Origin of the sequence: Agromyces mariniharenae, assembly GCF_008122505.1 — a bacterium.
In the GTDB taxonomy this organism is placed as follows: Bacteria; Actinomycetota; Actinomycetes; order Actinomycetales; family Microbacteriaceae; genus Agromyces; species Agromyces mariniharenae.
This window is the reverse complement of sequence record NZ_VSSB01000001.1, coordinates 1,982,312-2,008,632: the sequence shown is the minus strand read 5'-3', so window position 1 is coordinate 2,008,632 and position 26,321 is coordinate 1,982,312. Positions and strand designations below refer to the sequence as shown.

Annotated in this window: 22 protein-coding genes; 7 read left to right on the top strand and 15 right to left on the bottom strand. The window is 72.4% G+C overall.

Features of this window, described 5'->3' with window-relative positions:
• Window position 1: 1 nt before the first annotated feature.
• Window positions 2–652 (bottom strand): TrmH family RNA methyltransferase, encoded by a 651-nt coding sequence (locus FYC51_RS09250; RefSeq protein WP_148734220.1) that lies wholly within the window; start codon window positions 650–652, stop codon window positions 2–4.
• A 150-nt stretch (window positions 653–802) separates the two neighbouring features.
• Between FYC51_RS09250 and FYC51_RS09245 the strand changes: the two genes are divergently transcribed.
• Window positions 803–2,248, top strand: coding sequence for an Nramp family divalent metal transporter (locus tag FYC51_RS09245; RefSeq protein ID WP_148733273.1), 1,446 nt, complete (start codon window positions 803–805; stop codon window positions 2,246–2,248).
• Window positions 2,249–2,409: 161 nt separating this feature from the next.
• Here the strand turns inward: FYC51_RS09245 and FYC51_RS09240 are convergent, their stop codons facing one another.
• Window positions 2,410–4,917: a rhamnogalacturonan lyase gene (locus tag FYC51_RS09240; protein WP_148733272.1), complete on the bottom strand. Its 2,508-nt coding sequence runs from the start codon at window positions 4,915–4,917 to the stop codon at window positions 2,410–2,412.
• Window positions 4,918–5,064: 147 nt separating this feature from the next.
• On the opposite strand from FYC51_RS09240, the gene FYC51_RS09235 reads away from it, so the two are divergent.
• From FYC51_RS09235 to FYC51_RS09220, 4 genes are all read left to right on the top strand, one after another.
• Complete coding sequence (locus tag FYC51_RS09235; protein WP_148733271.1) at window positions 5,065–5,718, top strand: metal-dependent transcriptional regulator; 654 nt, start codon at window positions 5,065–5,067, stop codon at window positions 5,716–5,718.
• A gap of 91 nt (window positions 5,719–5,809) precedes the next feature.
• Complete coding sequence (locus tag FYC51_RS09230; RefSeq protein ID WP_148733270.1) at window positions 5,810–7,456, top strand: FAD-dependent oxidoreductase; 1,647 nt, start codon at window positions 5,810–5,812, stop codon at window positions 7,454–7,456.
• Window positions 7,453–7,785 (top strand): UBP-type zinc finger domain-containing protein, encoded by a 333-nt coding sequence (locus FYC51_RS09225; protein WP_148733269.1) that lies wholly within the window; start codon window positions 7,453–7,455, stop codon window positions 7,783–7,785. The genes FYC51_RS09230 and FYC51_RS09225 overlap by 4 nt, the downstream gene beginning before the upstream one ends.
• Window positions 7,786–7,886: 101 nt before the next feature.
• On the top strand, window positions 7,887–8,681 hold the full coding sequence (locus FYC51_RS09220) for an HAD-IIA family hydrolase (protein ID WP_148733268.1): 795 nt from the start codon (window positions 7,887–7,889) through the stop codon (window positions 8,679–8,681).
• A 5-nt stretch (window positions 8,682–8,686) separates the two neighbouring features.
• Here FYC51_RS09220 and FYC51_RS09215 read toward each other — a convergent pair whose 3' ends face one another.
• From FYC51_RS09215 to FYC51_RS19720, 5 genes are all read right to left on the bottom strand, one after another.
• Window positions 8,687–9,619: a nucleoside hydrolase gene (locus FYC51_RS09215; RefSeq protein ID WP_148733267.1), complete on the bottom strand. Its 933-nt coding sequence runs from the start codon at window positions 9,617–9,619 to the stop codon at window positions 8,687–8,689.
• Window positions 9,616–10,566 (bottom strand): ribokinase, encoded by a 951-nt coding sequence (locus FYC51_RS09210; protein WP_148733266.1) that lies wholly within the window; start codon window positions 10,564–10,566, stop codon window positions 9,616–9,618. The genes FYC51_RS09215 and FYC51_RS09210 overlap by 4 nt, the downstream gene beginning before the upstream one ends.
• Before the next feature lies 1 nt (window position 10,567).
• Window positions 10,568–13,846 (bottom strand): septum formation family protein, encoded by a 3,279-nt coding sequence (locus tag FYC51_RS19425; protein WP_222863280.1) that lies wholly within the window; start codon window positions 13,844–13,846, stop codon window positions 10,568–10,570.
• Window positions 13,846–14,418, bottom strand: coding sequence for an orotate phosphoribosyltransferase (pyrE, locus tag FYC51_RS09200; RefSeq protein ID WP_148733265.1), 573 nt, complete (start codon window positions 14,416–14,418; stop codon window positions 13,846–13,848). The genes FYC51_RS19425 and pyrE overlap by 1 nt, the downstream gene beginning before the upstream one ends.
• A 144-nt stretch (window positions 14,419–14,562) precedes the next feature.
• Window positions 14,563–14,685 carry a hypothetical protein gene (locus FYC51_RS19720; protein WP_274379484.1) on the bottom strand — a complete coding sequence of 41 codons (123 nt, stop codon included), beginning with the start codon at window positions 14,683–14,685 and terminating at the stop codon, window positions 14,563–14,565.
• A gap of 135 nt (window positions 14,686–14,820) precedes the next feature.
• Here FYC51_RS19720 and FYC51_RS09195 point away from each other — a divergent pair, with 135 nt between their 5' ends.
• Together FYC51_RS09195 and FYC51_RS09190 are read left to right on the top strand one after the other, a co-directional pair.
• Window positions 14,821–15,768, top strand: a complete 948-nt coding sequence (locus tag FYC51_RS09195) for a LysR family transcriptional regulator (RefSeq protein ID WP_148733264.1) — start codon at window positions 14,821–14,823, stop codon at window positions 15,766–15,768.
• Between the two features lie 58 nt (window positions 15,769–15,826).
• Window positions 15,827–16,636, top strand: coding sequence for an enoyl-CoA hydratase/isomerase family protein (locus FYC51_RS09190; RefSeq protein ID WP_148733263.1), 810 nt, complete (start codon window positions 15,827–15,829; stop codon window positions 16,634–16,636).
• Window positions 16,637–16,893: 257 nt separating this feature from the next.
• Here FYC51_RS09190 and FYC51_RS09185 read toward each other — a convergent pair whose 3' ends face one another.
• From FYC51_RS09185 to hydA, 8 genes are all read right to left on the bottom strand, one after another.
• On the bottom strand, window positions 16,894–18,426 hold the full coding sequence (locus FYC51_RS09185) for a CoA-acylating methylmalonate-semialdehyde dehydrogenase (protein WP_148733262.1): 1,533 nt from the start codon (window positions 18,424–18,426) through the stop codon (window positions 16,894–16,896).
• A gap of 3 nt (window positions 18,427–18,429) precedes the next feature.
• The gene (locus FYC51_RS09180; RefSeq protein ID WP_148733261.1) at window positions 18,430–19,758 is read right to left on the bottom strand and encodes an aspartate aminotransferase family protein; all 1,329 of its coding nucleotides are present in this window, start codon (window positions 19,756–19,758) and stop codon (window positions 18,430–18,432) included.
• A 128-nt stretch (window positions 19,759–19,886) separates the two neighbouring features.
• Window positions 19,887–21,029, bottom strand: a complete 1,143-nt coding sequence (locus FYC51_RS09175; RefSeq protein ID WP_148733260.1) for an ABC transporter substrate-binding protein — start codon at window positions 21,027–21,029, stop codon at window positions 19,887–19,889.
• Window positions 21,030–21,128: 99 nt separating this feature from the next.
• Window positions 21,129–21,971, bottom strand: coding sequence for an ABC transporter permease (locus FYC51_RS09170; RefSeq protein WP_148733259.1), 843 nt, complete (start codon window positions 21,969–21,971; stop codon window positions 21,129–21,131).
• Window positions 21,968–22,876: an ABC transporter ATP-binding protein gene (locus FYC51_RS09165; protein WP_148733258.1), complete on the bottom strand. Its 909-nt coding sequence runs from the start codon at window positions 22,874–22,876 to the stop codon at window positions 21,968–21,970. The genes FYC51_RS09170 and FYC51_RS09165 overlap by 4 nt, the downstream gene beginning before the upstream one ends.
• Window positions 22,873–23,796, bottom strand: coding sequence for an ABC transporter permease (locus tag FYC51_RS09160; RefSeq protein ID WP_148733257.1), 924 nt, complete (start codon window positions 23,794–23,796; stop codon window positions 22,873–22,875). Before FYC51_RS09160 ends, FYC51_RS09165 begins: the two co-directional genes overlap by 4 nt.
• Window positions 23,793–24,809, bottom strand: coding sequence for a TIGR03842 family LLM class F420-dependent oxidoreductase (locus FYC51_RS09155; protein ID WP_148733256.1), 1,017 nt, complete (start codon window positions 24,807–24,809; stop codon window positions 23,793–23,795). Before FYC51_RS09155 ends, FYC51_RS09160 begins: the two co-directional genes overlap by 4 nt.
• A gap of 56 nt (window positions 24,810–24,865) precedes the next feature.
• Complete coding sequence (hydA, locus tag FYC51_RS09150) at window positions 24,866–26,302, bottom strand: dihydropyrimidinase (protein WP_148733255.1); 1,437 nt, start codon at window positions 26,300–26,302, stop codon at window positions 24,866–24,868.
• Window positions 26,303–26,321 lie beyond the last annotated feature (19 nt).

The window sequence follows — 26,321 nt, the reverse complement described above, 5'->3', positions numbered from 1 at the left end:
TTCAGCGCCGAGCGTGCCGGCGCACCCACTCGTGCATGACGATCGCGGCCGCCGCGCTCGCGTTGATCGACCGGGTCGAGCCGTACTGCGTGATCTCGACGACGAGATCGGCAGCGGCGAGCGCCTCGGCGCTCAGCCCCGGACCTTCCTGGCCGAAGAGCAGCACGCAGCGCTCGGGCAGCTCGACGTCGTCGACCGGCACCGACCCCTCGACGTTGTCGACCGCGATGATCGGCAGCCCCTGGTCGCGTGCCCACGCGACGAAGTCGGCGACATCCGGATGGTACGCGAGGTGCTGGTAGCGATCGGTGACCATCGCGCCGCGCTTGTTCCAGCGACGGCGGCCGATGATGTGCACCGTCTCGGCGGCGAACGCGTTGGCGGTGCGCACGATCGAGCCGATGTTGAGGTCGTGCTGCCAGTTCTCGATCGCGACGTGGAACGGATGCCGCCGCGTGTCGAGGTCGGCGACGATCGCGTCGAGGCGCCAGTACCGGTAGCGGTCGACGACGTTGCGCCGATCGCCGTGCTCGAGCAGGTCGGGGTCGAGCCGCGGGTCGTCGGGCCACGCGTCGCGACCGCCCGGCCACGGGCCGACGCCCTGCGGCACGGTCGGCTCGTCGTGGGCGGCACCGTGCGACTCGTCGCGCACCGCTTCCGCCTCGGGCGCATCGCCGTCCGCAGGGGCGGCGGGCGCGTCGGTCTCGTGGCTCACGCTGCAACGCTACCCGCGCGGGCACGACGGCGGCGCAACACGGCGCGGCAGGGTTTCGGTATGCCGAAATCCATGTAATCTTTCGGTATGCCGAAATCTACGGATGCCGCAGCGACGCGGCCCCCGATCGAGACCCACCCGACCGCCGCCGGGCTCGATGCCGCGCCACCCGCACCGGCCCCCGAGTCCGCCGCATCGCAGACGGCCCATGCGCCGGTGCGGCCGACCATCCCGCGCCTCGCGTGGCTGATCGGGCCCGCCCTCGTGGCGGGCGTGGCCTACCTCGACCCCGGCAACGTCGCCAGCAACATGACCGCCGGCGCCCAGTACGGCTACCTGCTCGTCTGGGTCGTCGTGCTCGGCAACGTGATGGCGTGGCTCATCCAGTACCTGTCGGCGAAGCTCGGCATCGTCACCGGAAGGAGCCTCCCCGAGGTGCTCGGCGGCCGCATCCGCAACCGCTGGGGTCGACGCGCGTACTGGCTGCAGGCCGAGCTGGTCGCCATGGCCACCGACCTCGCCGAGGTCATCGGCGGTGCGGTCGCCCTCAACCTGCTGTTCGGCATCCCGCTCATCTGGGGCGGCCTCATCACGGGCACGGTGTCGATCGTGCTGCTCGTGCTGCAGTCGCGTCGTGGTCCGCGCACGTTCGAGTTCGTGATCATGGGCCTGCTCGTGATCATCGCGATCGGCTTCACGGTCGGCGTCTTCATCGCGCCGCCGAGCGCCGGCGGCATCCTCTCGGGCCTCGTGCCGCGCTTCGAGGGCGCCACCTCGGTGCTGCTCGCGGCGTCGATCCTCGGCGCGACGATCATGCCGCATGCCATCTACGCGCACTCGGCGCTCAGTCGCGACCGCTTCGCGACCCACCGCGGCGAGCAGGTCGGCGGTCGCGCAGGCGGTCCGTGGCACGGCTTCGGCATCCGCCGCGGCACGGATGCCACGCCCGAGCTCCTGCCCGGCACCGCGACGGCCGTGCCGACGAACCGGCTGCTGCGGGCGACGCGGTGGGACGTCTCCATCGCCATGGCGATCGCGGGGACCGTCAACCTCTGCATCCTGCTGCTCGCCGCCGTGAACCTCGCAGGCGTCGAGGGCACCGACACGCTCGAGGGCGCCTACGACGCGCTCGGGGTCGCGCTCGGCCCGGCCATCGCCACGCTGTTCGCGGTCGGGCTCCTCGCCTCGGGCCTGGCGTCGACCTCGGTGGGCGCCTACGCCGGCGCCGAGATCATGTACGGCCTGCTCCGCGTGCGGGTGCCGCTCATCCTCCGCCGGCTCGTCACGCTCATCCCGGCGCTCGCGATCCTCTGGCTCGGCTTCGACCCGACGCTCTCGCTCGTGCTCAGCCAGGTCGTGCTCTCGTTCGGCATCCCGTTCGCGCTCGTGCCGCTCGTGGCGCTCACCGCCAAGGCGGGCGTGCTCGGACGGTGGCGCAACCACTGGGCGACGACGGCGGCCGGTATCGCGGCATCCGTCTTCCTCATCACGCTCAACGCCGTGCTGCTCTGGCTGGTGTTCACGGGGGCGTAGCGCCCCGCGGTCGTCGCGGCAACGCCCACATCGCCGCGACGCGAGGGACCGCCCCGGGTGCCGGCACGGAATTGCGGAACCCGGGGCGGTCGTCTGGGCCGGACGACGGATGCGGCCGGAGGGGGAACCGGCGCATCCGTCACCCGGATGCTCCGACGACGTCAGTCGTCGAAGTCGGCGCTCCACTGCGAGGCGGCACCCTCGGCGATGGAGTACCAGGCGGTGGGGACGGCCACCACGTCGGCCTCGCCGGTGACGCGGACCTTGCCGTTCGCCGACGTGACCTCCTCGCCGTTCACGTAGTACGTGATGCCGGCGACGTTCGTCGGCACCTGCACCTCGTCGCGGGCCGTGCCGGGGCGATCCTTGAAGGTCGGCTCGCCCGGCGTGGCCGGCGTGGTGAGCACCGGCACCTTCGACCAGTCGAGGTCGCTCGCGAAGTAATACGACGTGTACGCCGGCTGGTTGTAGGTGGTCTGCTGGCGTGCGGTCTCGGCGCGGTACTGCACGTCGTGCATGAGCGTCGTCAGCTTGTGCGTCGTGACCTCGGTCGACGTGTAGATCCGCAGCGCGCTCGAGTCCGCCGTGCGCACGAGCAGCTCCTCGCGCCAGTCGCCGAACACGTCGGCGACGAGCGAGGGGTTGCCCTTCGTGCCGTTGTTCGTGCGCGTGTCCGTGGCGGTGAGCACGCGGCCGCGCTTCCAGTCGTCGATCGTCGTCGTCTGGTTGCCGCTGCCGTTCACGACCTGCGTGGTGAGGTCGGGCGACCAGCGGATCGACATGTTCGTGCCCGGCGAGCCGCCCGGGATCACGGTGCCGTCGGCGGCGCGCAGCCGCATGCCCCAGTTCTCGATGCCGGGCACCTCGGGCAGGATGTCGCCGATCATGCCACGGCCGGTGTCGCGACCGGAGTACTCGCCGAAGAGCACCTCGCCCGTCGCGGCATCCCGCATCGCGGAGCCGTACGGCGCCGACGTCGCACCCTCGTGCACGGTCCAGATCTCGAGGCCCGGACGCGCCGGGTCGATGTCGGCGACGTGCATGGCGTCGCCGTGCCCGAGGCGGGCGTTCTGGCCGGGCGCCGCGCTGCCTGCGGGCAGCACGCCGAAGGAGCTGTAGAGCAGGCTGCCGTCGTCGTCGATCGTCGCCGAGCCGTAGACGAGCTCGTGCTTCCCGTCGCCGTCGACGTCGGCCAGGCTCAGCGAGTGGTCGCCCTGCGTGGTGATCGTCGCGTACTCGGGGTTCGTGCCGTCGCGCCCGTGGGGCGAGTCGTTGAACGGGTTCGTCATGGGCACGTGGCCGCTGTCGACGTACCAGTGCTCCTTCAGGTGCTTGCCGTCCCAGTCGTACGTGGTGACGGTCGTGCGCGTGTAATAGCCGCGCGCGAACACCGCCGTGGGGTGCCGCCCGTCGAAGTAGCCCACGCCCGAGAGGAACCGGTCGACGCGGTTGCCGGGCTCGATCCGGGCCATCGCGTAGTCGCCCCAGAGCAGGCCGTCGTCGCCGCGGCCGGGCTTGTAGGGGATGGTCTGCAGCTCCTCGCCCGTCGCGCTGTCGAAGACGGTGAGGTACTCGGGCCCGTCGACGATGAAGCCCTCGAACTCGCGCAGGCGGTTGTTGACGCTGCGGCTCGGCGCGTAGACGTCGATGAAGTAGTCCGCGAGCTCCTCCGCGCTCTCCTGCGAGAGCGGGTACTCGTGCGTCACGGGCACCCCCCACGCCTCCTCGAGCGTCGCGGGCCACTGGCCCGACACGACCTCGGGGCGATCGCTCCAGCCCTGGAACACGTCGGCGAGGTGGTCCTGGTAGCCGGCGGCGCTGAGCCGGTAGTCGTCGGTGTGCGCGTAGCCCGCCTCGACGTCCTCCTCCGGCATCGTGACGAAGGCCTCGCTCGCGACCGATCCGTCGGCCTCGTAGCGGATCGACTTCGTGCCCGGCGCCGTCTTCAGCATGGTCTCCGAGCGGCCGTCGCCGTCGAAGTCGTAGACGAGGAACTGCGTGTAGTGCGCGCCGGCGCGGATGTTCACGCCGAGGTCGAGCCGGTTCAGCAGCGTGCCGTCGAGCTCGTACGTGTCGAGGTAGACCGGGCCGGTGTAGCCGCGTTGCGAGACGTCCTTCGAGTTCGAGGGGTCCCACTTCACGACGAACTCGTACTGCCCGTCGCCGTCGACGTCGCCGACCGACACGTCGTTGGCCGAGTACGTGTACGCCTCGCCCTTGGGGGTGACGCCGTCGGCGGGCTTCTGCAGCGGCAGGTCGTAGTAGCCCTGCGCCCAGGCGGTCACGGGGGCGGATGCCGCGAGCTCGATGCCGTTCACCACGGGGGCGACGGTGTACTCCGCGGTGGCGGTGCCCGCGGCATCCGCGTAGTCGGTGCTGTCGGTGACCGTCGCGAGCTTCTCGCCGTCGCGGTAGACGGCGAAGTCGGGACCGGCGAGGCCGGTGTCGGTGGCGCCGGTCGCCTCGGAGGCGAGGAGGCGCCAGCTGAGGAACACGCCCTGGGCGGTCGACACCGCGACGAGGCCCCGGTCGAGGGCCTCGAGCTGCGGGACGCCCGCCGGCACGGAGTCGGGCGGAGCGGCGGTCGCGGGCTGCGCGACGCCGGCGATCAGGCAGCCGGCGGCGGCGACCGCCAGCGCTGCGCGGAACGGATGGTGTCCGAGATTCATCGTCGAATCCTTCTCTGGGCTGGTGACCCGGGGCTGGGATAGCGCTTTCCGTGCGGGATCGAAACTATCCCCCCGACGAGGGGCGGTCAAGCCCCAGTCGGACGAGTGACACGAATCGCGGGCCGTGGCCGGGCTATCCTGAGGCCGATGCCAGCGACCAGCCCCGCGATCGAGGACTACCTCAAGACGGTGTACGCCCACACCGAGTGGCAGCCCGACCCCATCACGCCGAAGGTGCTCGCCGACCGGCTCGGGGTGGCGCCGTCGTCGGTCACCGAGATGGTGAAGAAGATGGCCGCGGCCGGGCTCGTGTCGCACGTGCCCTACGGCGCGGTGCGGCTGACGGATGCCGGGCTGGCACGCGCGCTCGCGGTCGTGCGACGGCACCGGCTCATCGAGACCTGGCTCGTGCAGGAGATGGGCTACGGCTGGGACGAGGTGCACGACGAGGCCGAGGTGCTCGAGCATGCGATCTCCGACCGGCTGCTCGAGGCGATCGACGTCCGCCTCGGGCGCCCCGTGCGCGATCCGCACGGCGACGCGATCCCGGCCGCCGACGGCACGCTCGTCTCCGAGCCGGCCGTGCGGCTCGACGAGGCGCCCGTGGGCCACACCGGCCGGGTCATCCGCATCAGCGACCGCGACCCCGCAATGCTGCGCGAACTCGAGGAGGCCGGCGTCGGCCCGGGCAGCGAGCTCGCCGTCGACGCGGCCGACGCGGCATCCGTCGCCGTGGCCGTCGCCGGGTACACGCGCGCCATCGCCCGCGACGCGGCGGCCTCCATCTGGGTCACCGCCTGACGAGCACCCTCGCGCCTCGCCGATCGCGGTCGCCTGTCCGCCCCTGACGAACGCCCTCCCCTTCCGCGCCTCCGTCGTGCACGATGGTGTGATGGGACACAAGGCACCCAAGATCACCCCTGAACTCACCGACTCCCAATGGGAGCGGATGCTGCGCTACGGCGTGTCCGTCGCCGCCGAGAAGGGCGACGTCCTCTTCAAGGCCGGCGACCGCTGGTACGACCTCATCCTCGTCGAGTCCGGCACGGTCGACGTCGTGCGCGAGCCGCTGAAGTGGATCGACGAGACCCTGATCGCGACCCTCGGACCGCGCACCTTCGTGGGCGAGCTCGGCCTGCTCAACGGACAGCACGCCTTCCTCACCGCCCGGGTCGCGGAGCCCGGCCGGATGCTCCGCGTCGACCACGACGCGCTCCAGCGGATGATGGCCGAGGACGACGAGCTCTGCGACCTCATGCTCCGCACGCTCTGGGCGCGCCGCGAGGAGCTGCGCCGCGGCCCCGCCGCGTGGACGCTGAAGATCATCGGGTCGGAGCGCTCGCGCGAGGCGGTCGCGCTGCGACGGTACGCCGAGCGCCTCGACCTCGTGCACACCTGGGTCGACGCCGACGATCCCGAGCGGGCGGCGGCGTTCGCCGGCCACGGCTTCACTCGCGACGACCTTCCGGTCGCGATCGTGCAGGGGGAGAACATCCCCCGCGCGACCCCAGGCCAGCTCGCCGAGCTGCTCGGTCTCGCATACGCCGGCGAGGACGACGCCACCGTCGACCTCGCGGTCGTGGGTGCGGGGCCCGCCGGCCTGGCCGCAGCGATCTACGGCGCCTCCGAGGGCCTCGACACCGTGCTGCTCGACGCCGTCGCGCCCGGCGGGCAGTCGTCGGCCACCTCGCGCATCGAGAACTACCTGGGGTTCCCGTTCGGCGTGTCCGGCGACGACCTCACGGCTCAGGCCTCACTGCAGGCGATCAAGTTCGGAGTTCGCGTCGTCGCGCCATGCGAGGCGGTGCGGCTCGAGTCCGACCCCGGCGCGCTGCGCCTCACGCTCACCGACGGCGCGGTCGTGAACGCGCGCGCGGTGATCGTGACCACCGGGGTCGCCTATCGATCGCTCGGCCTCGACCGCTGGAAGGAGTTCGAGGGCGCCGGCATCCACTACGCGGCCTCCACGATGGAGCTCCGCCAGGTGGCGGGGTCCGAGGTCGTCGTGGTCGGCGGGGCCAACTCCGCGGGCCAGGCGGCCCTCGCGCTCGCCGCGAACGGCTGCCACGTGCGCCTCGTCGTGCGTGCGAACGACCTCGGCCGCCAGATGTCGAGCTACCTGGTCGACCGCATCGTCGACGACGCTCGCATCGACGTCCACACGGGCACCCAGGTGGTGGGCCTGCACGGCGACGAGAACCTCGAGCGCGTGACCCTGAGCGGCGCGATCGAGGACACGGTGGACTGCCACGGACTGTTCTGCTTCATCGGCGCCGAGCCCGCCACCGACTGGCTCGCCGACGTGGAGCGCGACGAGCACGGGTTCGTGCACACCGGGGCCGACGTCATCGCCCTCGGCGATCCATGGCGCGACCTGGGACGGATGCCGCTCCCGTTCGAGACCTCGGTCCCGAGGGTGTTCGCGGCCGGCGACGTGCGGCGCGGCTCGATGAAGCGCGTCGCCGCCGCCGTCGGCGAGGGGTCGAGCGCCGTCGCCTCCGTGCACCGGGCGCTCGCCGCAGCCGAGGTGTTCGCGTGAGCGACCTCGCGCCGCCGCCGTCGGGCACCGGCTGCGGCGACTGCGACGCGGGCGGCGGCTGGTGGTTCCACCTGCGCCGCTGCGTCGAGTGCGGGCATGTCGGATGCTGCGACGCCTCCCCCGCGCAGCACGCCCGCCGGCACTCGGAGCAGACGGGGCATCCGGTCGCCACCTCGTTCGAACCCGGCGAGCACTGGTTCTGGAACTACGTCACCGAGTCGTCGGCGCCGCGCGTGCCGCTCACCCCGCCCTTGTCGCGGCCCGAGGAGCAGCCTGCTCCCGGACCCGAGGGGCGGGTTCCCGCGGACTGGGAGTCGCTGCTGCACTGAGCCGGCACGGCTCGCTTCGCAGCCTCCGGGGGACGCGCGACGAAGCACCCGCGGCATCCGCCGTTCATCGGGCTGTGACGTGCGCGCCCTAGGCTTGACGCATGGGACGACGTGAAGAGGTCGAAGCCTGGCTGACCGACATGGACGGCGTGCTCGTGCACGAGAACCACGCCCTGCCCGGTGCGGCCGAGCTCCTGCAGCAGTGGGAGGATGCCGGCACGCCGTACCTCGTGCTCACGAACAACTCGATCTTCACCGCGCGCGACCTCTCGGCGCGGCTCCGCGCGAGCGGGCTCAACGTGCCCGAGGAGCGCATCTGGACGTCGGCGCTCGCGACGGCGGACTTCCTCAAGCAGCAGCTGCCCGGCGGCACGGCGTTCGTCATCGGCGAGGCGGGCATCCTCACGGCCCTGCACGAGGCGGGCTTCGTGATGACCGAGACGAACCCCGACTTCGTCGTCGTGGGCGAGACCCGCAACTACTCGTTCGAGGCGATCACGAAGGCGATCCGGCTCATCGGCAACGGATCGCGATTCATCGTCACGAACCCCGATGCCACGGGCCCGTCGGCCGAAGGCCCGCTGCCCGCGACCGGCGCGATCGCCGCCCTCATCACGAAGGCGACCGGCAAGGAGCCGTACGTCGTGGGCAAGCCGAACCCGATGATGTTCCGCTCGGCGCTCAACAAGATCGGCGCGCACTCCGAGAACACCGCGATGATCGGCGACCGCATGGACACCGACATCGTCGCGGGCATCGAGGCGGGCCTGCACACCGTGCTCGTGCTCACCGGCATCAGCGACCAGGCCGAGATCGAGCGCTACCCGTTCCGTCCCGAGGAGATCCTCGAGGGCGTGCACGAGCTCGTGAACGAGCCGGCCGAGTCCGAGCTGTAGGGGACCTAGGCGAGGCGGCCGATCGCGTCGTCGAGCAGGTCCCAGAACCGGTCGACGTCGAGGGCGGTCGCCACCCACGCGTTCGGCTCGCGTCGCAGCATCCCGTCGAGGTCGACGCTCGTGGCACCGGCGGTCTCGGTGCCCGCGAGCTCGACGTCGAGGCGCGTGTGCACGCGGGTCACCACGTGCGGATCGACGAGCACCGCGACGGCGACCGGGTCGTGCAGCGGGCCGTCGGGCATGCCGAACACGTCGGCGTTCGTGCGGCAGAAGAACTCGAGCAGCTCGTCGCCGAACGCCGCCGTAGCCGTGCCGACCGCGGCGAGCCGCTCGCGCACGGCCGCGGTCACGAGCGCGGTGTGCGTGACGTTGAGGCCGACCATGGTGAAGCGCACACCGCTCTCGATGACGATCGCGAGCGCCTCGGGATCGACCAACGCATTGAACTCCGCGTAGGGCGTGGCGTTGCCGCGCCCGGTGGACCCGCCCATCCAGACGACCTCGCGGATCCGATCCGCGAGGTCGGGGCGATCGCGCAGCAGCATCGCGACGTTCGTGATCGGCCCGGTGGCCACGATCGCCACGGGCTCGTCGGCGCCGAGCAGCGTGTCGGCCATGAGTTCGAGCGCGCCGCGCGGGTCGAGGTCCATCGCGGGCTCGGGCAGCTCGGGTCCGCCGAGGCCGTTCTCCCCGTGGATCCACTCCGCCGTCTCGAGCGGCCGCGCAAGCGGCCCCGCCGCGCCCGCGGCGACGGGCACGTCGGCCACGCCCGCGACCGTGAGCGCGATGCGCGCGTTGCGGCTCGTGTGCTCGAGCGGCACGTTGCCGCCGACCGTCGTGACCGCGAGGAGCTCGAGCGACGGATGCCCCGCGGCCAGCCAGAGGCCGAAGACGTCGTCGTGACCGGGGTCGCAGTCGAGGATGACGGGAATGGTCATTCGCGTGCCCGGCCATCCGCTCCCGCGGTGCGCAGCACGGCCGCCCGCGACGCGTAGGAGTCGACGGTGCCGCGGGCCTGCACCGCGAGCGCGCCGGCCGCGACCGCGATCCGCAGCGCCTCCTCGAGCGGCCGCCCCTCGGCGAGGAACGCCGCGAGGGCACCGGTGAACCCGTCGCCCGCGCCCGTCGTGTCGACGGCGTCGACGGCCGGGGCGGGCGCGGTCCACGACCCGTCGACGGATGCCGCGACGGCGCCGGACCCACCGAGGGTCACGACGATCGAGCGCGCGATCCGCCCCACGGCGGATGCCGCGGCGTCGCGCCAGGCGTCGAGCGAGGCATCCGCGGCATCCGTGCCGATGCCGACCGCCCGCGCCTCGTGCTCGTTGAGGACGAGCGGGTCGGACGACGCGAGCGTCGCGGCGGCGACCGGTGCGGGCGGAGCGAGGTTGAGCACGAATCGCACGCCGGCGCCGGCCGCGAGCTCGGCGACCCGGTCGATCGTCGCGACGGGGAGCTCGCCCTGGGTCAGCACGAGCGCGGCCGACGCGATCCGCTCGCGCTCGGCGTCGACGACGGCGGGGGTGACCGCGAGGTTGGCGCCGCTCGTGACGATGATGGTGTTCTCGCCGGAATCGGCGACCGTGATCTGGGCGACGCCGGTCGGGGCATCCGCAGCTCGACCGATCGCGGCGGTGGGCAGGCCGAACCGCTCGAGCGTCGCCACGGCGAAGTCGCCCGCGGCATCGGCGCCGAGGCGCGCCACGAGGTCGACGGATGCCCCGACCACGTGCGCGGCGACCGCCTGGTTCGACCCCTTGCCGCCGAGCGCGACCTGGAATCCGTGCGAGCGGATGGTCTCGCCGGGCTCGGGGAACGCCCCGACGTAGCTCGTGGAGTCGACGTTGAGCGAGCCGACGACGACGACGAGACCGGGCGACCCCACGCTAGACCGCGGGTCCGGGGCCGGCGATGCTCGCGGTGAGCGGCTCGCCGCCCGCGCGGTTCGCGAAGCAGTAGTACGAGCGCTCGCCCGCGGCCCACTGCTCCTCGGTCACCGGGAACGCGGCCTGCACCTGCAGGTCTTCGACGCCCGAGACCGCGGCGACGTCGATGACGCCGGGCGCCGTGCAGAGCAGGTTCATCTGCGACGCGATCTCGGCTTCACCCGGGAACGGCGCCGCCTCGTCGCCGGGCAGCTGGCCCCGGTACACGAGCTGGGCCGCGTGCGGGGCCGCACAGTCGACGACGGTGAACTCCTCGGCCCAGGCCGACTCGAACGGGTCGATGCACTCGCCGCCGAACAGCGTGTTCCACGGATGCACCCCGGCCGGCTGCGGGGCCGTGGGCGCCGCGACCGGGGTCTCGGTCGGGGTCGGCGTCGCCGACGGGGCGGATGCCTCGCCGCCGCCTGACAGCTGGGTGCCGAGGAAGAACAGTCCGACGAGCACGAGCGCCGCCACGAGGCCTCCGGCCACCCAGGCGAGGACGCGCACGGTACGGTTGCCGCCCGAGCCCGATCCGCCGGTGTCCGTGCCGGAGCCGGAGCCGGAGCCCGAGGCGCCGCCGGTGCGCGGTGCGGACGTCGGACGAGGCGCAACGGCGGGAGCGGGCGCCGGCGAGGGTGCCGATGCGGACGCCGCGTAGGCGGCGAAGGGGCCCGCGTCGGCGGCGAAGCGATCGGCGGGGGCCGACGTGCCGGCCGAGGCGCCGAACGGGGATCCGGTGTTCCACGGGTCCTCGATGGGCTGCGGCTCCTGCGGCACCGGGCGCGCACCGAAGAGGGCGGCGAGCGGGTCGTCGTCAGGTGAACCGGTCGCATTCGGCCCGGCGGCCGGTGCCGACGGGAACATCGCGGTCGGGGCGTCCTCGCGCTGGCCGGGCGTCTCGTCGGGCGCATCGTCGCCGAACGACCAGTTCGGTTCGGCGTCGAAGTCGGAACCCGCCTCTGGCTCGGGCCAGGGCTCGGCCTGCGTCGCCGGCGGGATCGCGAACAGCGATGCCGTGAACGTCGGACGCTCGGCCGGCGGCTCGGGCGCGACGGGCTCGGCCGGCGGCTCGGGCGCAATGGGCTCGGGCGCGATCGGCTCGGGCTCCACGGCCTCGGCCGCCACGGGCTCGGGCTCCTCGGGCTCGGGCGCGATCGGCTCGGGCGCCACGGGATCGGGCTCCTCGGCGGAGAGCTGGGGGGCGCGCAGGAAGGGCGCGGGCTGCACCGGCTCGGGCTGCACCGGCTCGGGCTGCACCGGCTCGGAGGCGAACGGCACTTCGGGCTCGGGCTCGGCCCACTCCTCATCGAAGGAGCCCGGTCGGTCGGCCACCGCCGGTCCGTCGGCGTTCGGGTCGGCGGCCGAGGGGTCGGGGGTGAGGTTCCAGAAATACCCGGTCTCGGCGATCTCGCGCGCGATCGGCGACTCGGGCTGCGGCTCCGGCGCGGCAGGCGTGGGCGCGGGCGGCGGGGCGGCCGCGGCCGCGAACGGCGCCGCAGCGGCGGCCGGCGGCACGAACGGCGCGCCGACGGCGTCGTCGACGGCCTCGGGCTCTGGCCCAGGCGCGGCACCTGCGTCATCGTCGGCATCCGCGTCTCGACCGCGACCGAAGAGGCGCTCGCGGATGCTCGGGCGGGCCGGGCGCTCGTCGTCGACAGCCTCGTCGGGCTCGTCGTCCTCCTCGTCGTCGCCGAATGAGAAGCCGAGCGCATCGAACCCGCCGCCCGTGGGCGGGCCGCCGCGCTCGGGCGGGATTCCGGATCCGGCGTCGGTCGGGCCGCCGGCCGGGTCCGAGGCGTCGTCGTCGTGCGACGGACGCGCCGTGCCGGAGCCGAGCGCCGCGAGCAGGTCGTCGACAGGCTCGCCCGGCTCGGGCTCGCGGCCCGAGCGATCGCCCGTCGCGGCCACGAAGGCAGGGATGGGCGCGCGGCGGTTCACGGCGGATTCGGCCTGATGGCCGGGCTCGGTCACGGGCTCGACGGCCTCGCCGCGCACCTCGAGGAAGGGGAAGCCGCGCGGGGTCGTGTTCTCGCTCGGGATCGACGGCGTGAACGCGGCCGGTGCCGGCTCGGGCGAGCCGACGCTCGGCGACGACGGCATCGGCTCTGCGTCACGAGGAGCCGACGCCTCGATGAGCGCTCGGAAGGGGTCGGCAGCGTCGTCGCCGAACGTGTCGGAGGCGAACGCGCCGAAGCGTCCGCCGGTGGGCGCCGCAGGTGCGACCGGGTCGGGCGTCGGCGCGGGGCGGGCGGCGAGCTCGTCCCAGCCGGCGGGCGCGGTCGACGGCGCGATCGGATGCCGCACCGGCGCGACCGGCGGCACGGGAGGCTCCTCGGCGGACGCCATGCCCGGCGCGGGCGTGAACGACTGCCGCGCCACGGGCGGCGACGGGAACCCGGCGAACGGCGACTCGGAATCGTCGGATCCGGAATCGGCGGAGTCGAGCGGAGCGGACTCGGGAGCGGCGGACCCCGGAGCAGCGGACTCGAACGCGGCCGGTTCGGGCGCGGGCGCCTCAGGCGCGGGCGCCTCGAACACGGGTGCCTCGGGCTCGGACGCCGTCGGACCGGCGTCGCTCGACGGCCCCGAGAGGCTGCGGAAGGCGGCACGGATGGCGTCCTCGGAATCGAGGTCGCCACCGCCCCAGGTGAGCGCGAACGGGCCGGTCGGGGTCACCGGGCCGGGCGGCGGATCCGCGGGCTCCGCGACGGGCGACGACGGCTCGTCGGACGGCGTTGGAGCGACCGGAGGCGTCGCAGCCGGGCCGCCGACCATGAACGGCGGGCTCCAGGCGGGCAGCCCCGACGACGGTTCGGCGATCGGCGCGGGCGCGGCCGGCGGAAGCGGAGCCGCAGGCGGAAGCGGAGCCGCCGGCGGGAACGCCGCGGCGGGCGGCCGCGGAGCCGCCGGCGGGAACGCCGCAGCGGGCGGCTCCACGACGTCGGGCACCGTCGGCGCCGGGGGCGGGGTGCCGATGACGGGCAGGGCCCGCGTCGCGGCATCCGTCGCCGAGGGCGGCTCGGCGACCGAGAACCAATCGAGCACCTCCTCGCGGCGCGGGCCCGGCTCGATGGAGCGCGGCGGGACGACGGGTGCGGGGGATGCCGGCGCGGCATCCCCGGTCGGAGTGGCTGGAGGCGGAGCGACGGGCGGCTCATCGCGCGCCGCCGGGCCTGCCGCGAGTTGCGCGAGCAGCCAGTCGGCGGCGTCGTCGGAGTTGCGTCCGTCGCGTTCCATCAGGCCAATCCCAGGTCTTCGAGGCCGATCGCGGCCAGGTAGGGCACGCCCGCGCCCTCGATCACCTCGCGGGCACCGGTGGCGCGGTCGACGACCACGGCGACCGCCACGACCTCGGCGCCTGCTGCACGCAGCGCCTCGATCGCCTTGAGCGGCGAGCCGCCCGTGGTGGACGTGTCCTCGAGCACGACGACGCGCTTGCCCGCGACGTCGGGGCCCTCGACCTGCTTGCCGCGGCCGTGGTCCTTCGGCTCCTTGCGCACGACGAACGCGTCGTAGGCGAGACCGCGGGCCGCGCCCTGGTGCAGGACGGCCGTGGCGATCGGGTCGGCGCCCATCGTCATGCCGCCCACCGCCGCCACGTCGGGCACGTCGGCGATGAGGTCGAGCATGACCTGCCCGATGAGCGGGGCGACCCGGTGGTCGAGGCTCACCTTGCGGAGGTCGACGTAGTACGACGCCTTCTTGCCGCTGGTCAGGGTGAAGTCGCCGTGGAACACCGCGTCGGCCGAGATGTACTCGATGAGCTGTCGGCGGGCGTCGGTCGTTGCGTCCTGGGAGGCGAGTGTCACCCGAATACTCTACGACTCCGCCGCCTGAGAGGAAGGTCCGGATGCCCCGGTGACACCCGGAAACGACGAAGGGCCGCCCCGCGGGGTGTCCCTCCCCCGCGCAGCGGCCCTGCTCCCGGGCGCGAGCCCGGGGTGTCGCGCGACCTAGGCGGTGCGCGCGATGGTCGCCTTCGGCTGGCGACGGTAGCCGTCGCGAGCGGAGGTGACGATGGAGCCGACGATGCCGGCGACGGAGACGGTTCCGAGGATGGCGAGGAGCGTGAACACGGTGGTTCCTTTCAAGGAGAAGGTGGCTCGTCGAGCGACGGATGCGCCGTTGCACGTGTTCGACTCCTCCATTGTGACGTTCCAAACCTTGCAGCACAAGCGCACAATACTTCAATAACGATGTAGTCTGACTACATGGACGTACGACGCCTCGACCTGCTCAGGGAACTCGCCGAACGGGGCAGCGTCACGGCCGTCGCCGAGGCCACCGGCCGCACGCCGTCGGCCGTGTCGCAGCAGCTGAAGGTGCTCGAGCGCGAGGCGGGAATGCCGCTCACCGAGCGCAGCGGACGTGGGCTCGTGCTGACCAGCGCCGGCCACGCGCTGGCGCGCAGCGCGACCGACGTCGCGATCGCGCTCGAGCACGCCTCGGCCCTCTGGGACGAGTTCCGCAACCACCCGAGCGGCGAGGTGACGCTGCTCACGTTCCCGACCGTCGGCGCGACGCTGCTGCCGAGCGTGCTCAAGGACCTGGCACCGGTGGCCGGGCTCGTCGTGCGCTGCACCGACCTCGACCCCGAGCTCGCCGAGTTCCCCGACCTCACCGCGGACTACGACATCGTGCTCGCCCACACCATGCCGGGCGTGCTGCCCTGGGGCGGTCGCGGGCTCAGGGCCGTGCCGCTCCTGACCGAGCCGCTCGACATCGGGCTGCCCGCCGACCACCGCCTCGCCGGTCGCTCCCACGTGACGCCGGCCGACCTCGTCGACGAGACCTGGCTCGGCGTGCCGCCCGGCTTCCCGTTCGAGCGCATCCTGCACGCCATCGAGCAGGAGGGCGGCAAGCGGGTGGAGGTGAGCCAGCGCTTCAGCGACATGCGCATCATGGAGGCGTTCATCGTGGCCGGCCTCGGCATCGCGTTCGTGCCGCGCTTCACCTCCGGTCCAGTCGCGCCCGGCATGGTGCTGAAGCCGATCCGCGGTGTCGCGTCGGCGCGCCAGATCGTCGCGCTGGTGCGGCCGGATGTCGCGGAGCGCCTCGCCGTGCGCACGGTGCTCGACGTGCTCGTGGCGCGCGCCGCCCGGCTCGAGCAGGCGTACGGGCACCCCTCGCGCGGCGGCGGGGACCCGACTGACCTCTGACCGCCCGACTCGGATTCGCACGGCTCGTCCCTCGCCGTCGTGACTAGACTCCACGGACATGAGCAGCGCAGCCGAGGCCGACCCGATCCTGTTCCACGTGACCGACGGGCTCGCCCGCATCACGCTGAATCGGCCGGAGCGCCTCAACGCCGTCGACCCTGCCGCGATCGAGCGCTGGCAGTGGATCGCGCACGAGGTCGCCGGTCGTGACGACATCGGCGCGGTGCTCTTCGACGCGGTCGGACGCGCGTTCTGCGCCGGCGGCGACGTGGTCGCGATGGCGCATCTCGCGGGGGAGCAGTCGGATTCCAGCGCCACGATCCGGGCGCTCGCCGACCGCATCCACGACGGCCACCGCACGCTCCGCGAGAGCACGAAGCCGATCGTCGCCGCCGTGCAGGGCCCCGTCGCGGGCGGCGGGCTCGGGTTCATGCTCGTGGCCGACCTCGTCGTGGCATCCGATCGCGCGACCTTCGCCAGCCGCTACTCGGACGTCGGCCTCACCCCCGACTGCGGCGTGAGCACGCTGCTGCCCGAGGCCGTGGGCACGCGGCGCGCGCTCGAGCTCACCCTGACCTCGCGCACGCTCAGCGCCGAGGAGGCGCTCGACTGGGGGCTCGTGACCGAGGTCGTCGCGCCCGACGCGGTGGCCGACCGGGCACGCGGCATCGCCGAGTCGTGGCTGCGCGGCGCAACCGGCGCCTTCGGCCAGGCGAAGCGCCTCGTGCGATCGGGGCTCACTCGCAGCTTCCAGGAGGCGCTCGACGACGAGGCGGGCACGATCGGGGCGGCGTTCGCGACACCCGACGCGCAGGCCGCGATCGCCGCATTCGCCGCGCGGGCCTCGCGGCCGAGACCGACGGACTGACGGCACGCGAACGCGGACGCCGGGGCACGCCCAAGGTCGGTTCTCGGACCCGCCTGGTCCTCCACCTCGCGCGACTCCTGAAAACAAGGACACCGCATCCGCGACGGGAGCGGCTCATGTGCGCCTCGACTGCTCGATTCCCCCGTCCTTGTTTTCAGGAGTCGCCGAAAGGGTGGACTCGCCTCGACCATGCGTGGATGATCCCCGGCACGCGAACGCGGCCGGGCCCGCGTGGGAGCCGGCCGCGTCGCGGTCGATCAGTCGTGCTGCGGGAACCCGAGGTTCAGGCCGCCGTGGCTCGGGTCGAGCCAGCGCGACGTGATCGCCTTCTCCTGCGTGAAGAAGTCGAAGCCGCGCGGGCCGTAGGCCTTGGCGTCGCCGAAGAGCGAGTCCTTCCAGCCGCCGAACGAGTGGTAGGCCACGGGCACCGGGATCGGCACGTTGATGCCGACCATGCCGACCGTCACCTCGCGCTGGAAGCGCCGCGCGGCGCCGCCGTCGTTCGTGAAGATCGCGGTGCCGTTGCCGTACCGGCTCGAGTTGATGAGGTCGAGGCCGTCCTCGTAGCCGTCGACGCGCACGATCGACAGCACCGGGCCGAAGATCTCGTCGCGGTACACCGCGGACGACGTGGGCACCTTGTCGACGAGCGTCGGCCCGAGCCAGAAGCCGTCGGGCTCGCCGTCGACCTCGGGGTCGCGTCCGTCGACCACCACGGTGGCGCCGTCGGATGCCGCGACGTCGAGGTACCCGGCGACCTTGTCGCGGTGCTCGCGCGTGATGAGCGGGCCCATGTCGCAACCGCGGGTGCCGTCGCCCGTGGTGAGGCGCGACATCCGCTCGGCGATCTTGTCGACCAGCTCGTCGGCGACGGAGTCGACGGCGACGACGGCCGAGATCGCCATGCAGCGCTCGCCCGCGGAGCCGAAGCCCGCGTTCACGGCGGCGTCGGCGGCGAGGTCGAGGTCGGCGTCGGGCAGCACGAGCATGTGGTTCTTCGCGCCGCCCAGCGCCTGCACACGCTTGCCGTTGGCCGTGGCCGTCGAGTAGATGTACTGCGCGATGGGCGTCGAGCCGACGAACGAGATCGAGCGCACCGTCGGGTGGTGCAGCAGCGCGTCGACGGCGACCTTGTCGCCGTGCACGACGTTGAGCACGCCATCGGGCAGCCCGGCCTCCTGCATCAGCTTCGCCAGCCACACCGACGCGCTCGGGTCCTTCTCCGACGGCTTCAGCACCACGGTGTTGCCCGTCGCGATCGCGAGCGGGAAGAACCACAGCGGCACCATGGCCGGGAAGTTGAACGGGCTGATGATGCCGACCACGCCGACGGGCTGGCGCGTCGTGTAGACGTCGATCCCCGTCGAGACGTTCTCGGAGTACTCGCCCTTCGTGTAGCCGGGCATCGCGCAGGCGAGCTCGACGACCTCGAGCCCGCGCGCGATCTCGCCCGCGGCATCCGAGGTCACCTTGCCGTGCTCGCTCGTCAGGATGTCGGCGAGCTCGCCGGACCGCGCGTTCAGCAGCTCGCGGAACCTGAACATCACCTGCTGGCGCTTCGCGATCGACGTGTCGCGCCACGCGGGGAACGCGCGGGCCGCGGCCTGCACGGCGAGGTCGACGTCCTCGGTGGAGGCGAAGCGGACGCGCTTCGTCTCGACACCCTGGGCGGGGTTGTAGACGGGCCCCGTGCGGTCGGAGGCACCCGACGCGGATGCCCCGTCGATCCAGTGCTCGACGGTCGTCGTGGTGGCGGCCGACGTCTGGTTCTCGGTCAATGTCTGGCTCATGAGTCAGCCCTCTCCTTCGAGTGCGGTGCTCAGTACTTCATCGTAGATCGGCATCGCCTGGGCGACATCCTCGACCGTGACGACGCACGGGGGCACCACGTGGATGCGGTTGTCCTGGATGAACGGCAGCAGCCCGCGCGCCACCAGTCCGGACTTGATGCGGCCCATCGCGGCCGCGGGCAGCGGCTCGCGGGTCTCGCGGTCGGCGACGAGCTCGACGGCCCAGAACACGCCCTCGCCGCGCACCTCGCCGATGACCTCGTGGCGCTCGGCGAGCTCGACCAGCGCCGGGCCGATCTCGGTCTCGCCGATGACACGCGCGTTCTCGACGACGCCCTCGGACTCCATCGCGTCCAGCGCGGCGACGATCGAGGCCATCGCGAGCGGATGCCCCGAGTACGTGAGCCCGCCCGGGAAGACGCGGTCGTCGAACGTCGCGGCGATCGGGTCCGAGATGACGACCCCGCCGACCGGCACGTAGCCCGAGTTCACGCCCTTCGCGAACGTGATGAGGTCGGGCCGCACGTCGTAGCCGTCGAACGCGAACCAGCGGCCGGTGCGGCCGAAGCCCGCCATCACCTCGTCGAGGATGAGCAGGATGCCGTGCTGGTCGCAGAGCTCGCGGACGCCCGCGAGGTATCCGGGCGGCGGCAGCATGATGCCGGCCGTGCCGGGCACGGTCTCGAGCAGCACCGCCGCGATCGACGACGGGCCCTCCGCCTCGATCACGCGGCGCAGGTGGTGCAGCGCGCGCTCCGACTCCTCCTCGGGCGTCGTCGCCCAGAACTCGGAACGGTAGAGGTACGGGCCGAAGAAGTGCACGTGGCCGCGCGCGAACTCGTTGGGGATGCGGCGCCAGTCGCCCGTCGAGACGATCGCCGCGCCGGTGTTGCCGTGGTACGAGCGGTACGTCGAGAGGATCTTGTCGCGGCCGGTGTGCAGTCGCGCCATCCGGATGGCGTTCTCGTTCGCGTCGGCGCCGCCGTTCGTGAAGAACACCTTGTGGAAGCCGGACGGCGCGTGGCCGATGATGCGCTTCGCGGCCTCGCCGCGGGCGAGGTTCACGGTCGACGGCGCGATCGTGGTGATGAGCTCCGCCTGCTCGCGGATCGCCTGCACGACGGCCGGATGCTGGTGGCCGATGTTGACGTTCACGAGCTGGCTGGAGAAGTCGAGGTACTCGCGTCCGGCGTGGTCCCAGACGCGGCATCCGCGCCCGCTCGCGACCACGAGCGACGAGAGCTGGGACTGCGCGGACCAGGAGTGGAACACGTGGTCGCGGTCGAGCGTGCGGGCGAGCTCGTCGAGGTCCTCGGCGAGGTTCTCGGTCATGGCTTCGGTGCCTTTCTTGTCGGGCCGGTGGTCGAGTAGCGCCGGGCGGAGCCCGACGCGTATCGAGACCCGTGATGGATCTCGATACGCGTCGCCTGACGGCGGCGCTACTCGATCACCGGTGGAATCTAGTTGCCGCCCTCCTCGAGGGTGACCTCGATCGGCTCGTACGACTCGCCGAGCACGTCGACGCCGTCGCCCTCCAGGTTCTCCAGCGCCTGGTCGACGTACTCGTTCGTGTACGCCGTGTCGGGCGGGTCGGTCGTGATGACCTGCGCGCCGTCCTGGTTCTTCGTGCCGAGCGCCATCTCGACCGTGGCATCCCACGCGATCTCGTTGATGTGCCCGATGCCGTCGGTCGAGGGCCAGATGAGCTTGTTGATCTCGTTGGCCATCCAGAGCTGGTGGCTCGTGCCGAGCGTCGATCCCGCGGCGGTCACCGCGTCGGCGGCGGCCTGCGGGTCGTCGCGCTGGTCGATCCACCCGAGGATGGCGCCCTGGATGAGCTTCACCGCGGTGTCCTGGTACTCCTCGTCGCTCTCGAGCCGCTCGGTGTTCGCCCAGATCGCGTCCTGGAGCATCGAGGTGCCGACCTCGTTCCAGTCGATGACCGAGAAGTCCTCGGGCTGGTAGAGCTCGCCGGTCTCGGGGTTCACGGCTTCGAGCAGCTGCGCGTACTCGTTGTAGGTCATCGCCTGTGCGGCGTCGATCTCCTTGTTGAGCAGCGCGTTCATGTCGAAGTTCTGCTGCACGATCGTGTAGCCCGACGCGTCCGCCTCGGTGAGGCCCGCGAAGAGCTCCCACTCGTTGCCGAAGCCCCAGCTGCCGACCTGCTTGCCCGAGAGGTCGGCCGGCGTCGTGATCCCGCTGTCGGCCCAGGCGACCTGCAGGGTGCCGCTGCGCTCGAAGACCTGCGCGATGTTCGTGATGTTCGCGCCCGCCTCGATCGACGCGAGCGCCTTCGGCACCCACGCGATGGCGAAGTCGACGTCGCCGGCCGCCAGCACGTCCTGCGGCACGATGTCGACGGCGCCCGGGATGATCTCGACGTCGAGGCCGAGGTCCTCCCAGTAGCCGTTCGCCTTCGCCAGGTAGTACCCGCCGAACTGGGCCTGCGTGAGCCACTGCAGCTGGAGGGTGACCGGCGTGAGGTCGCCGCCTCCGCCGTCGGTGGCGTCGCCGCCGTCGGTGCCCCCGCTGGAGCATCCGGCGAGCGCCAGCGCGGTCGCGGCGGCTGCGGCCGCGAGCGCGGTGATCCTGTTGCGCTTCATCTGCGTTCCCTCTCTTGGTGGTGGTGCTCTGTGGTGCGGATCCGACCGGCAGGGGTGCCGGTGGCGTCGGCCGGGCGCCGTCGCCCGGCGTGGCTGGGGTCATCGGTGTCGGGAGGCGAGCCTCTCGATCAGGCTGGTGAGGGCGAAGAAGACGAGGCCGAGCAGGATCGCGCCGATGACGAACGCCCAGGCGCGGGCGTAGGCGCTGGATGCCGCGGCGGTCGTGATCGCCGAGCCGAGGCCCTGGCGCGGCCCGCCGAAGTACTCGGCGACGAGGGCCGAGATGACCGCGAGCGACGACGCGATGCGCAGGCCCGTGAAGAAGTGCGGGAGGGCGGAGGGGATGGTCACCGACCGGGTCTCCTGCCAGGGGGTCGCGGAGTAGGAGCGCATGAGGTCGCGGTGCACGGGGCGCACCTGCCGGAGCCCGCGCAGCGTGTTGAGGAAGACCGGCACGAACGCGGCGATCGACGCGATGATGATGCGCGAGACCTCGGAGGTCGACCCGAACATCGTGTACAGCACCGGCGCGACGGCCACGATCGGCACGACCGCCACGGCAGCGACGATGGGGGCGAGCATGCCGTCGATCGCGCGGATGAACGACGCCACGATCGCGAGCACGACGCCGATGACCGCGCCGATCACGAGCCCGATGAGCGCGTTGAGCCCGGTCGCGATCGTCGCCTGGAGCACCTGCGGCGCGTACTGCACGAGCTGCGCCCAGATCGCCGACGGGCTGGCGAGCACGAACGGGGGGATCCCGAGCGCCACCACGACGAGCTCGACGAGCAGCACGAGCACGATGAACAGCGCGATCGGCGGCAGCACGAGCCGCGCGAACCGGCGCCACGGACCGTCCTGGCCCCGACGGCGCTTCGCGGCGGCCGACGACGGCGGCGTGAGCTGCGTCGCGATGGCGGCGTCGGGCAGTCCGGTCATCGCACGTCCACCCCTCGAGCGGCTCCGGCCGCGGCCGCCGCCTCGGGTCCGTGCAGGGCCTCGCGGACGGCGGTGACGCCCTCGAAGAACGCCGCGTCCTCGCGCAGGTCCTCGCCGCGTTCGGCCGCCTCGCCGAGCCGCACGTCGATCTCGTCGGTGATGCGACCGGGCCGCGGCGACATGACAACCACGCGGTCGGAGAGGTACACCGCCTCGGGGATCGAGTGGGTCACGAACACCACGGCCGCGCCGGTCTCGGCGCGGATGCGGAGGAGCTCGGTCTGCATGCGCTCGCGGGTCATCTCGTCGAGCGCGCCGAACGGCTCGTCCATGAGGAGCAGGCGGGGCCGCTCGGCGAGCGACCGCGCGATCGCCACGCGCTGCTGCATGCCGCCCGAGAGCTGGTCGGGGTAGTGCCTGGCGAAGTCGGCGAGGCCGACGAGCTCGACGAGCTCGGCGACGCGCGCCTTCCGGTCGGCGGCGCCGACCCCGTGCAGCTGCAGCGGCAGCTCGATGTTCGCCGCGACCGAGCGCCACGGCAGCAGGCCGGCCTGCTGGAACGCGATGCCGTACGCCTGGTCGACGCGGGCCTGTCGCGCCGTCTTGCCGAAGACGCGGATGTCGCCCTCGGTCGGCTCGTCGAGGTCGGCGATGAGCCGGAGCAGCGTCGACTTGCCGCAGCCCGAGGGCCCGATGAGCGAGACGAACTCGCCGGCGTGCACCGTGAGGTCGATGCCCGTGAGCGCCGTGACCGTCGCGCCCTTCGCGCCGGCGAAGATGCGCTCGACCCCGCGGACGACGACGGCCTCGGCCGCGTCGGCGGTCCTCGTCGTCTCGGCGGCGGCGGCGGCAGCGGAGGCGGCGGGCGGCGGGCCGGCGGTCGGCTGGGGCGCGGGGGTGCTCATGCGACGGTCTCCTGTCGGCGGAACGGGCTGAGGAAGGCGGCGAGGAGGGCGACGAAGCCGGCGGCCACGAGGCCGAGCAGCACCGCGCCGAGGATGGGCGCCCAAGGCTTCGCGGGGTCGCTCGATGCGGCGACGGCGGTCTCGAGGATGAGCCGGCCGATGCCGCCCGAGAACCCGACCGAGATCTCGGCGACGACCGTGCCGACCACCGCGTTCGCCGCGGCGAGCCGCAGGGCGGGGATGAGGAAGGGCACGCTGGCCGGCAGGCGGAGGCGGAACAGCGTGGTCCACCAGCCCGCCGCGTAGCTGCGCATGAGGTCGAGGTGCGCGGCCTCGGGGCTCTGCAGGCCGCGCAGCGCGCCGACGGCGACCGGGAAGAACGCGAGGTAGCTCGCGATGATCACCACCGACATCCAGCTCTGCCAGGAGAAGTCGCCGAACGACAGCCGCGACCCCCAGTTGCGGATGAGCGGCGCGAGCGCGATCAGCGGCACGGTCTGGCTGAGGATGACGAACGGCAGCACGGCCCGCTCGGCGATGCGGAACCCGAGCATGAGCAGCGCCAGCGCGAAGCCGACGACGACCCCGACGAGCCAGCCGAGCGCCGCGACGCCGAGGCTGACGAGCGCCGCGAGGAGCACGACGACCCCGAGCGGCAGTGCGCCCTGCGCCCGCGTCACGGGCTCGACGGCCCGCGCCAGCATGTCCCAGGTGTGCGGCATGGCCTGGTCGCTCGTGCGCGGCAGCAGGCGGATGCCGCTGCCGGTCACGCCCTCCTGCGCGCCGACGAGCCAGCCGTCGGCCGGCCCGACGAGCTTGTACAGCTCCCAGAGCGCGGCGAGTGCGAGGATGCCGAGCGCGCCCCAGAGCACCGCGCGCCATCGACGTGCGCGCCTGGTCGCCGGGGTCGTCGTCGTCATGCCTTCGCCGTGATGTGCTCGGTCATGGCGGGGATCACCGTCTCGCCGTACACGCGCAGCGTCTCCTCCTTGTTGTCGTGCTGGAGGTACCCGGCGAACTGGTCGACGCCGAGCTCCGCGAGCTGCTTGAGCTTGTCGAGGTGCTGGTCGGCCGTGCCGAGCAGGCAGAACCGGTCGATGATCTCGTCGGGCACGAACTCGGTGTGCACGTTGCCGGCCCGCCCGTGCTCGTTGTAGTCGTAGCCCTCGCGGCCCTTGATGTACTCGGTGAGCGCGTCGGGCACCGTGCCGTGCATGCCGTACTTCGCGACGATGTCGGCGACGTGGTTGCCGACCATGCCGCCGAACCAGCGGCACTGGTCGCGCATGTGCGCCCAGTCGTCGCCGATGTAGAACGGCGCGGCGACGCAGAACTTCACCGACATCGGGTCGCGGCCCGCGGCCTCCGCGGCATCCCGCACGTGCTTGATCATCCAGGCGGCGATGTCGACGTCGGCGAGCTGCAGGATGAACCCGTCGCCCACCTCGCCCGCGAGCTTGAGCGCCATCGGGCCGTAGGCCGCGACCCAGACCTCGAGCTCCGAGCCCCGGCTCCACGGGAACTGGATCGTCGAGCCCTTGTATTCGACCGACCGCGAGTTGCCGAGCTCGCGGATCACGTGGATCGACTCGCGCAGCTCCGCCATCGTCGTGGGCCGGCCGTTCGTGACGCGCACGGCCGAGTCGCCCCGGCCGATTCCGCACACCGTGCGGTTGCCGAACATCTCGTTGAGCGTCGCGAACACCGACGCCGTCACGGTCCAGTCACGCGTCGCGGGGTTGGTCACGAACGGCCCGACCTTCACGCGCTGGGTCTGCGCGAGGATCTGGCTGTAGATGACGTACGGCTCCTGCCAGAGCAGGTGCGAGTCGAACGTCCACACGTGCGAGAAGCCGTGGACCTCCGCGAGCTTCGCGAGCTGGATCGTGCGCGACGCCGGCGGGTTGGTCTGGAGGACCGCTCCGAATTCCATGGTGTTCCCTTCCCAGGTCTCGATACGCGTGCTGCGCTCGCTACTCGACCACCGGACTAGATGAGGTACTGGCTGAGCCCGCGCTTCAGGTACTTCCCGTCGCCTGCATCGCCGAGGTACTCGTCGCCGTCGACGACGACCCTGCCGCGCGAGAGCACGGTGTCGACGTGGCCGTCGATCTCGTAGCCCTCCCAGGCCGAATAGTCCATGTTCATGTGGTGGGTCTTCTCGAGGCCGATCGAGGTGTGCCCGTTCGGGTCGTAGACGACGATGTCGGCGTCGGCACCGGGCTGGATGACGCCCTTGGTGCCGTAGAGGCCGAACATCCGCGCGGGCGTGGTGCTCGTGAGCTCCACCCAGCGCTCGAGCGTGATCTCTCCCGTGACGACGCCCTGGTACATGAGGTCCATGCGGTGCTCGATCGAGCCGATGCCGTTCGGGATCTTCCGGAAGTCGCCGAGCCCGAGCTCCTTCTGGTCCTTCATGCAGAATGGGCAATGGTCGGTGGAGACCATCTGCAGGTCGTTCGTGCGCAGCGCCTGCCACATCGCGTCCTGGTGGCGCTCCTCGCGCGAGCGCAGCGGCGTCGAGCACACCCACTTCGCGCCCTCGAAGTGCCCCCACTGCTCGCTCTCGGCGCCGAGCTGCTCCTCGAGCGAGAGGTACAGGTACTGCGGGCACGTCTCGCCGTAGACGTTCTGGCCCTTGTCGCGCGCCCAGGCGAGCTGCTCGACGGCCTGCTTCGCCGACACGTGCACCACGTAGAGCGGGGCGCCCGTGAGCTTCGCGAGCATGATCGCGCGGTGGGTGGCCTCCTCCTCCATCTCCCAGGCGCGGGCGATGCCGTGGTAGTACGGGTCGGTCTTGCCCTGCTCGACGAGCTGGGCCGCGAGCACATCGATCGCAGGGCCGTTCTCGGCGTGCATCATCGTCAGCATGCCCGTGTCGCGCGAGACCTGCATGGCCTTCAGGACCTGCGCATCATCCGAGTAGAAGACGCCCGGGTAGGCCATGAAGAGCTTGAAGCTCGACACGCCCTCGTCGGGCAGCCGGCGCATCGCCTCGAGCGAGGCCTCGTTCACGTCACCGACGATCTGGTGGAACCCGTAGTCGATCGCGCAGTTGCCCGCGGCCTTCTCGTGCCACGCCGCCAGGCCGTCCTCGATGCGCTGTCCGTAGGTCTGCACCGCGAAGTCGATGATCGACGTGGTGCCGCCGTGGGCCGCCGCCCGGGTGCCGCTCTCGAAGGTGTCGGATGCCTCGGTGCCGCCGAACGGCAGCTGCATGTGCGTGTGCGCGTCGATGCCGCCGGGGATGACGTACTTGCCGGTCGCGTCGATGACGCGGTCGACGGATGCCGCGACATCCGTGCCCAGCAGGGTGCTGCCGGGCTCGAGCACGGCCCGGATCGTCTCGCCGTCGATGAGGACGTCGGCGGCGGCGCGCCCGGTGGCGCTCACGACAGTGCCGCCGGTGATGAGGGTGGTCGCCATGGTTCGCTCCTTCGCGTGG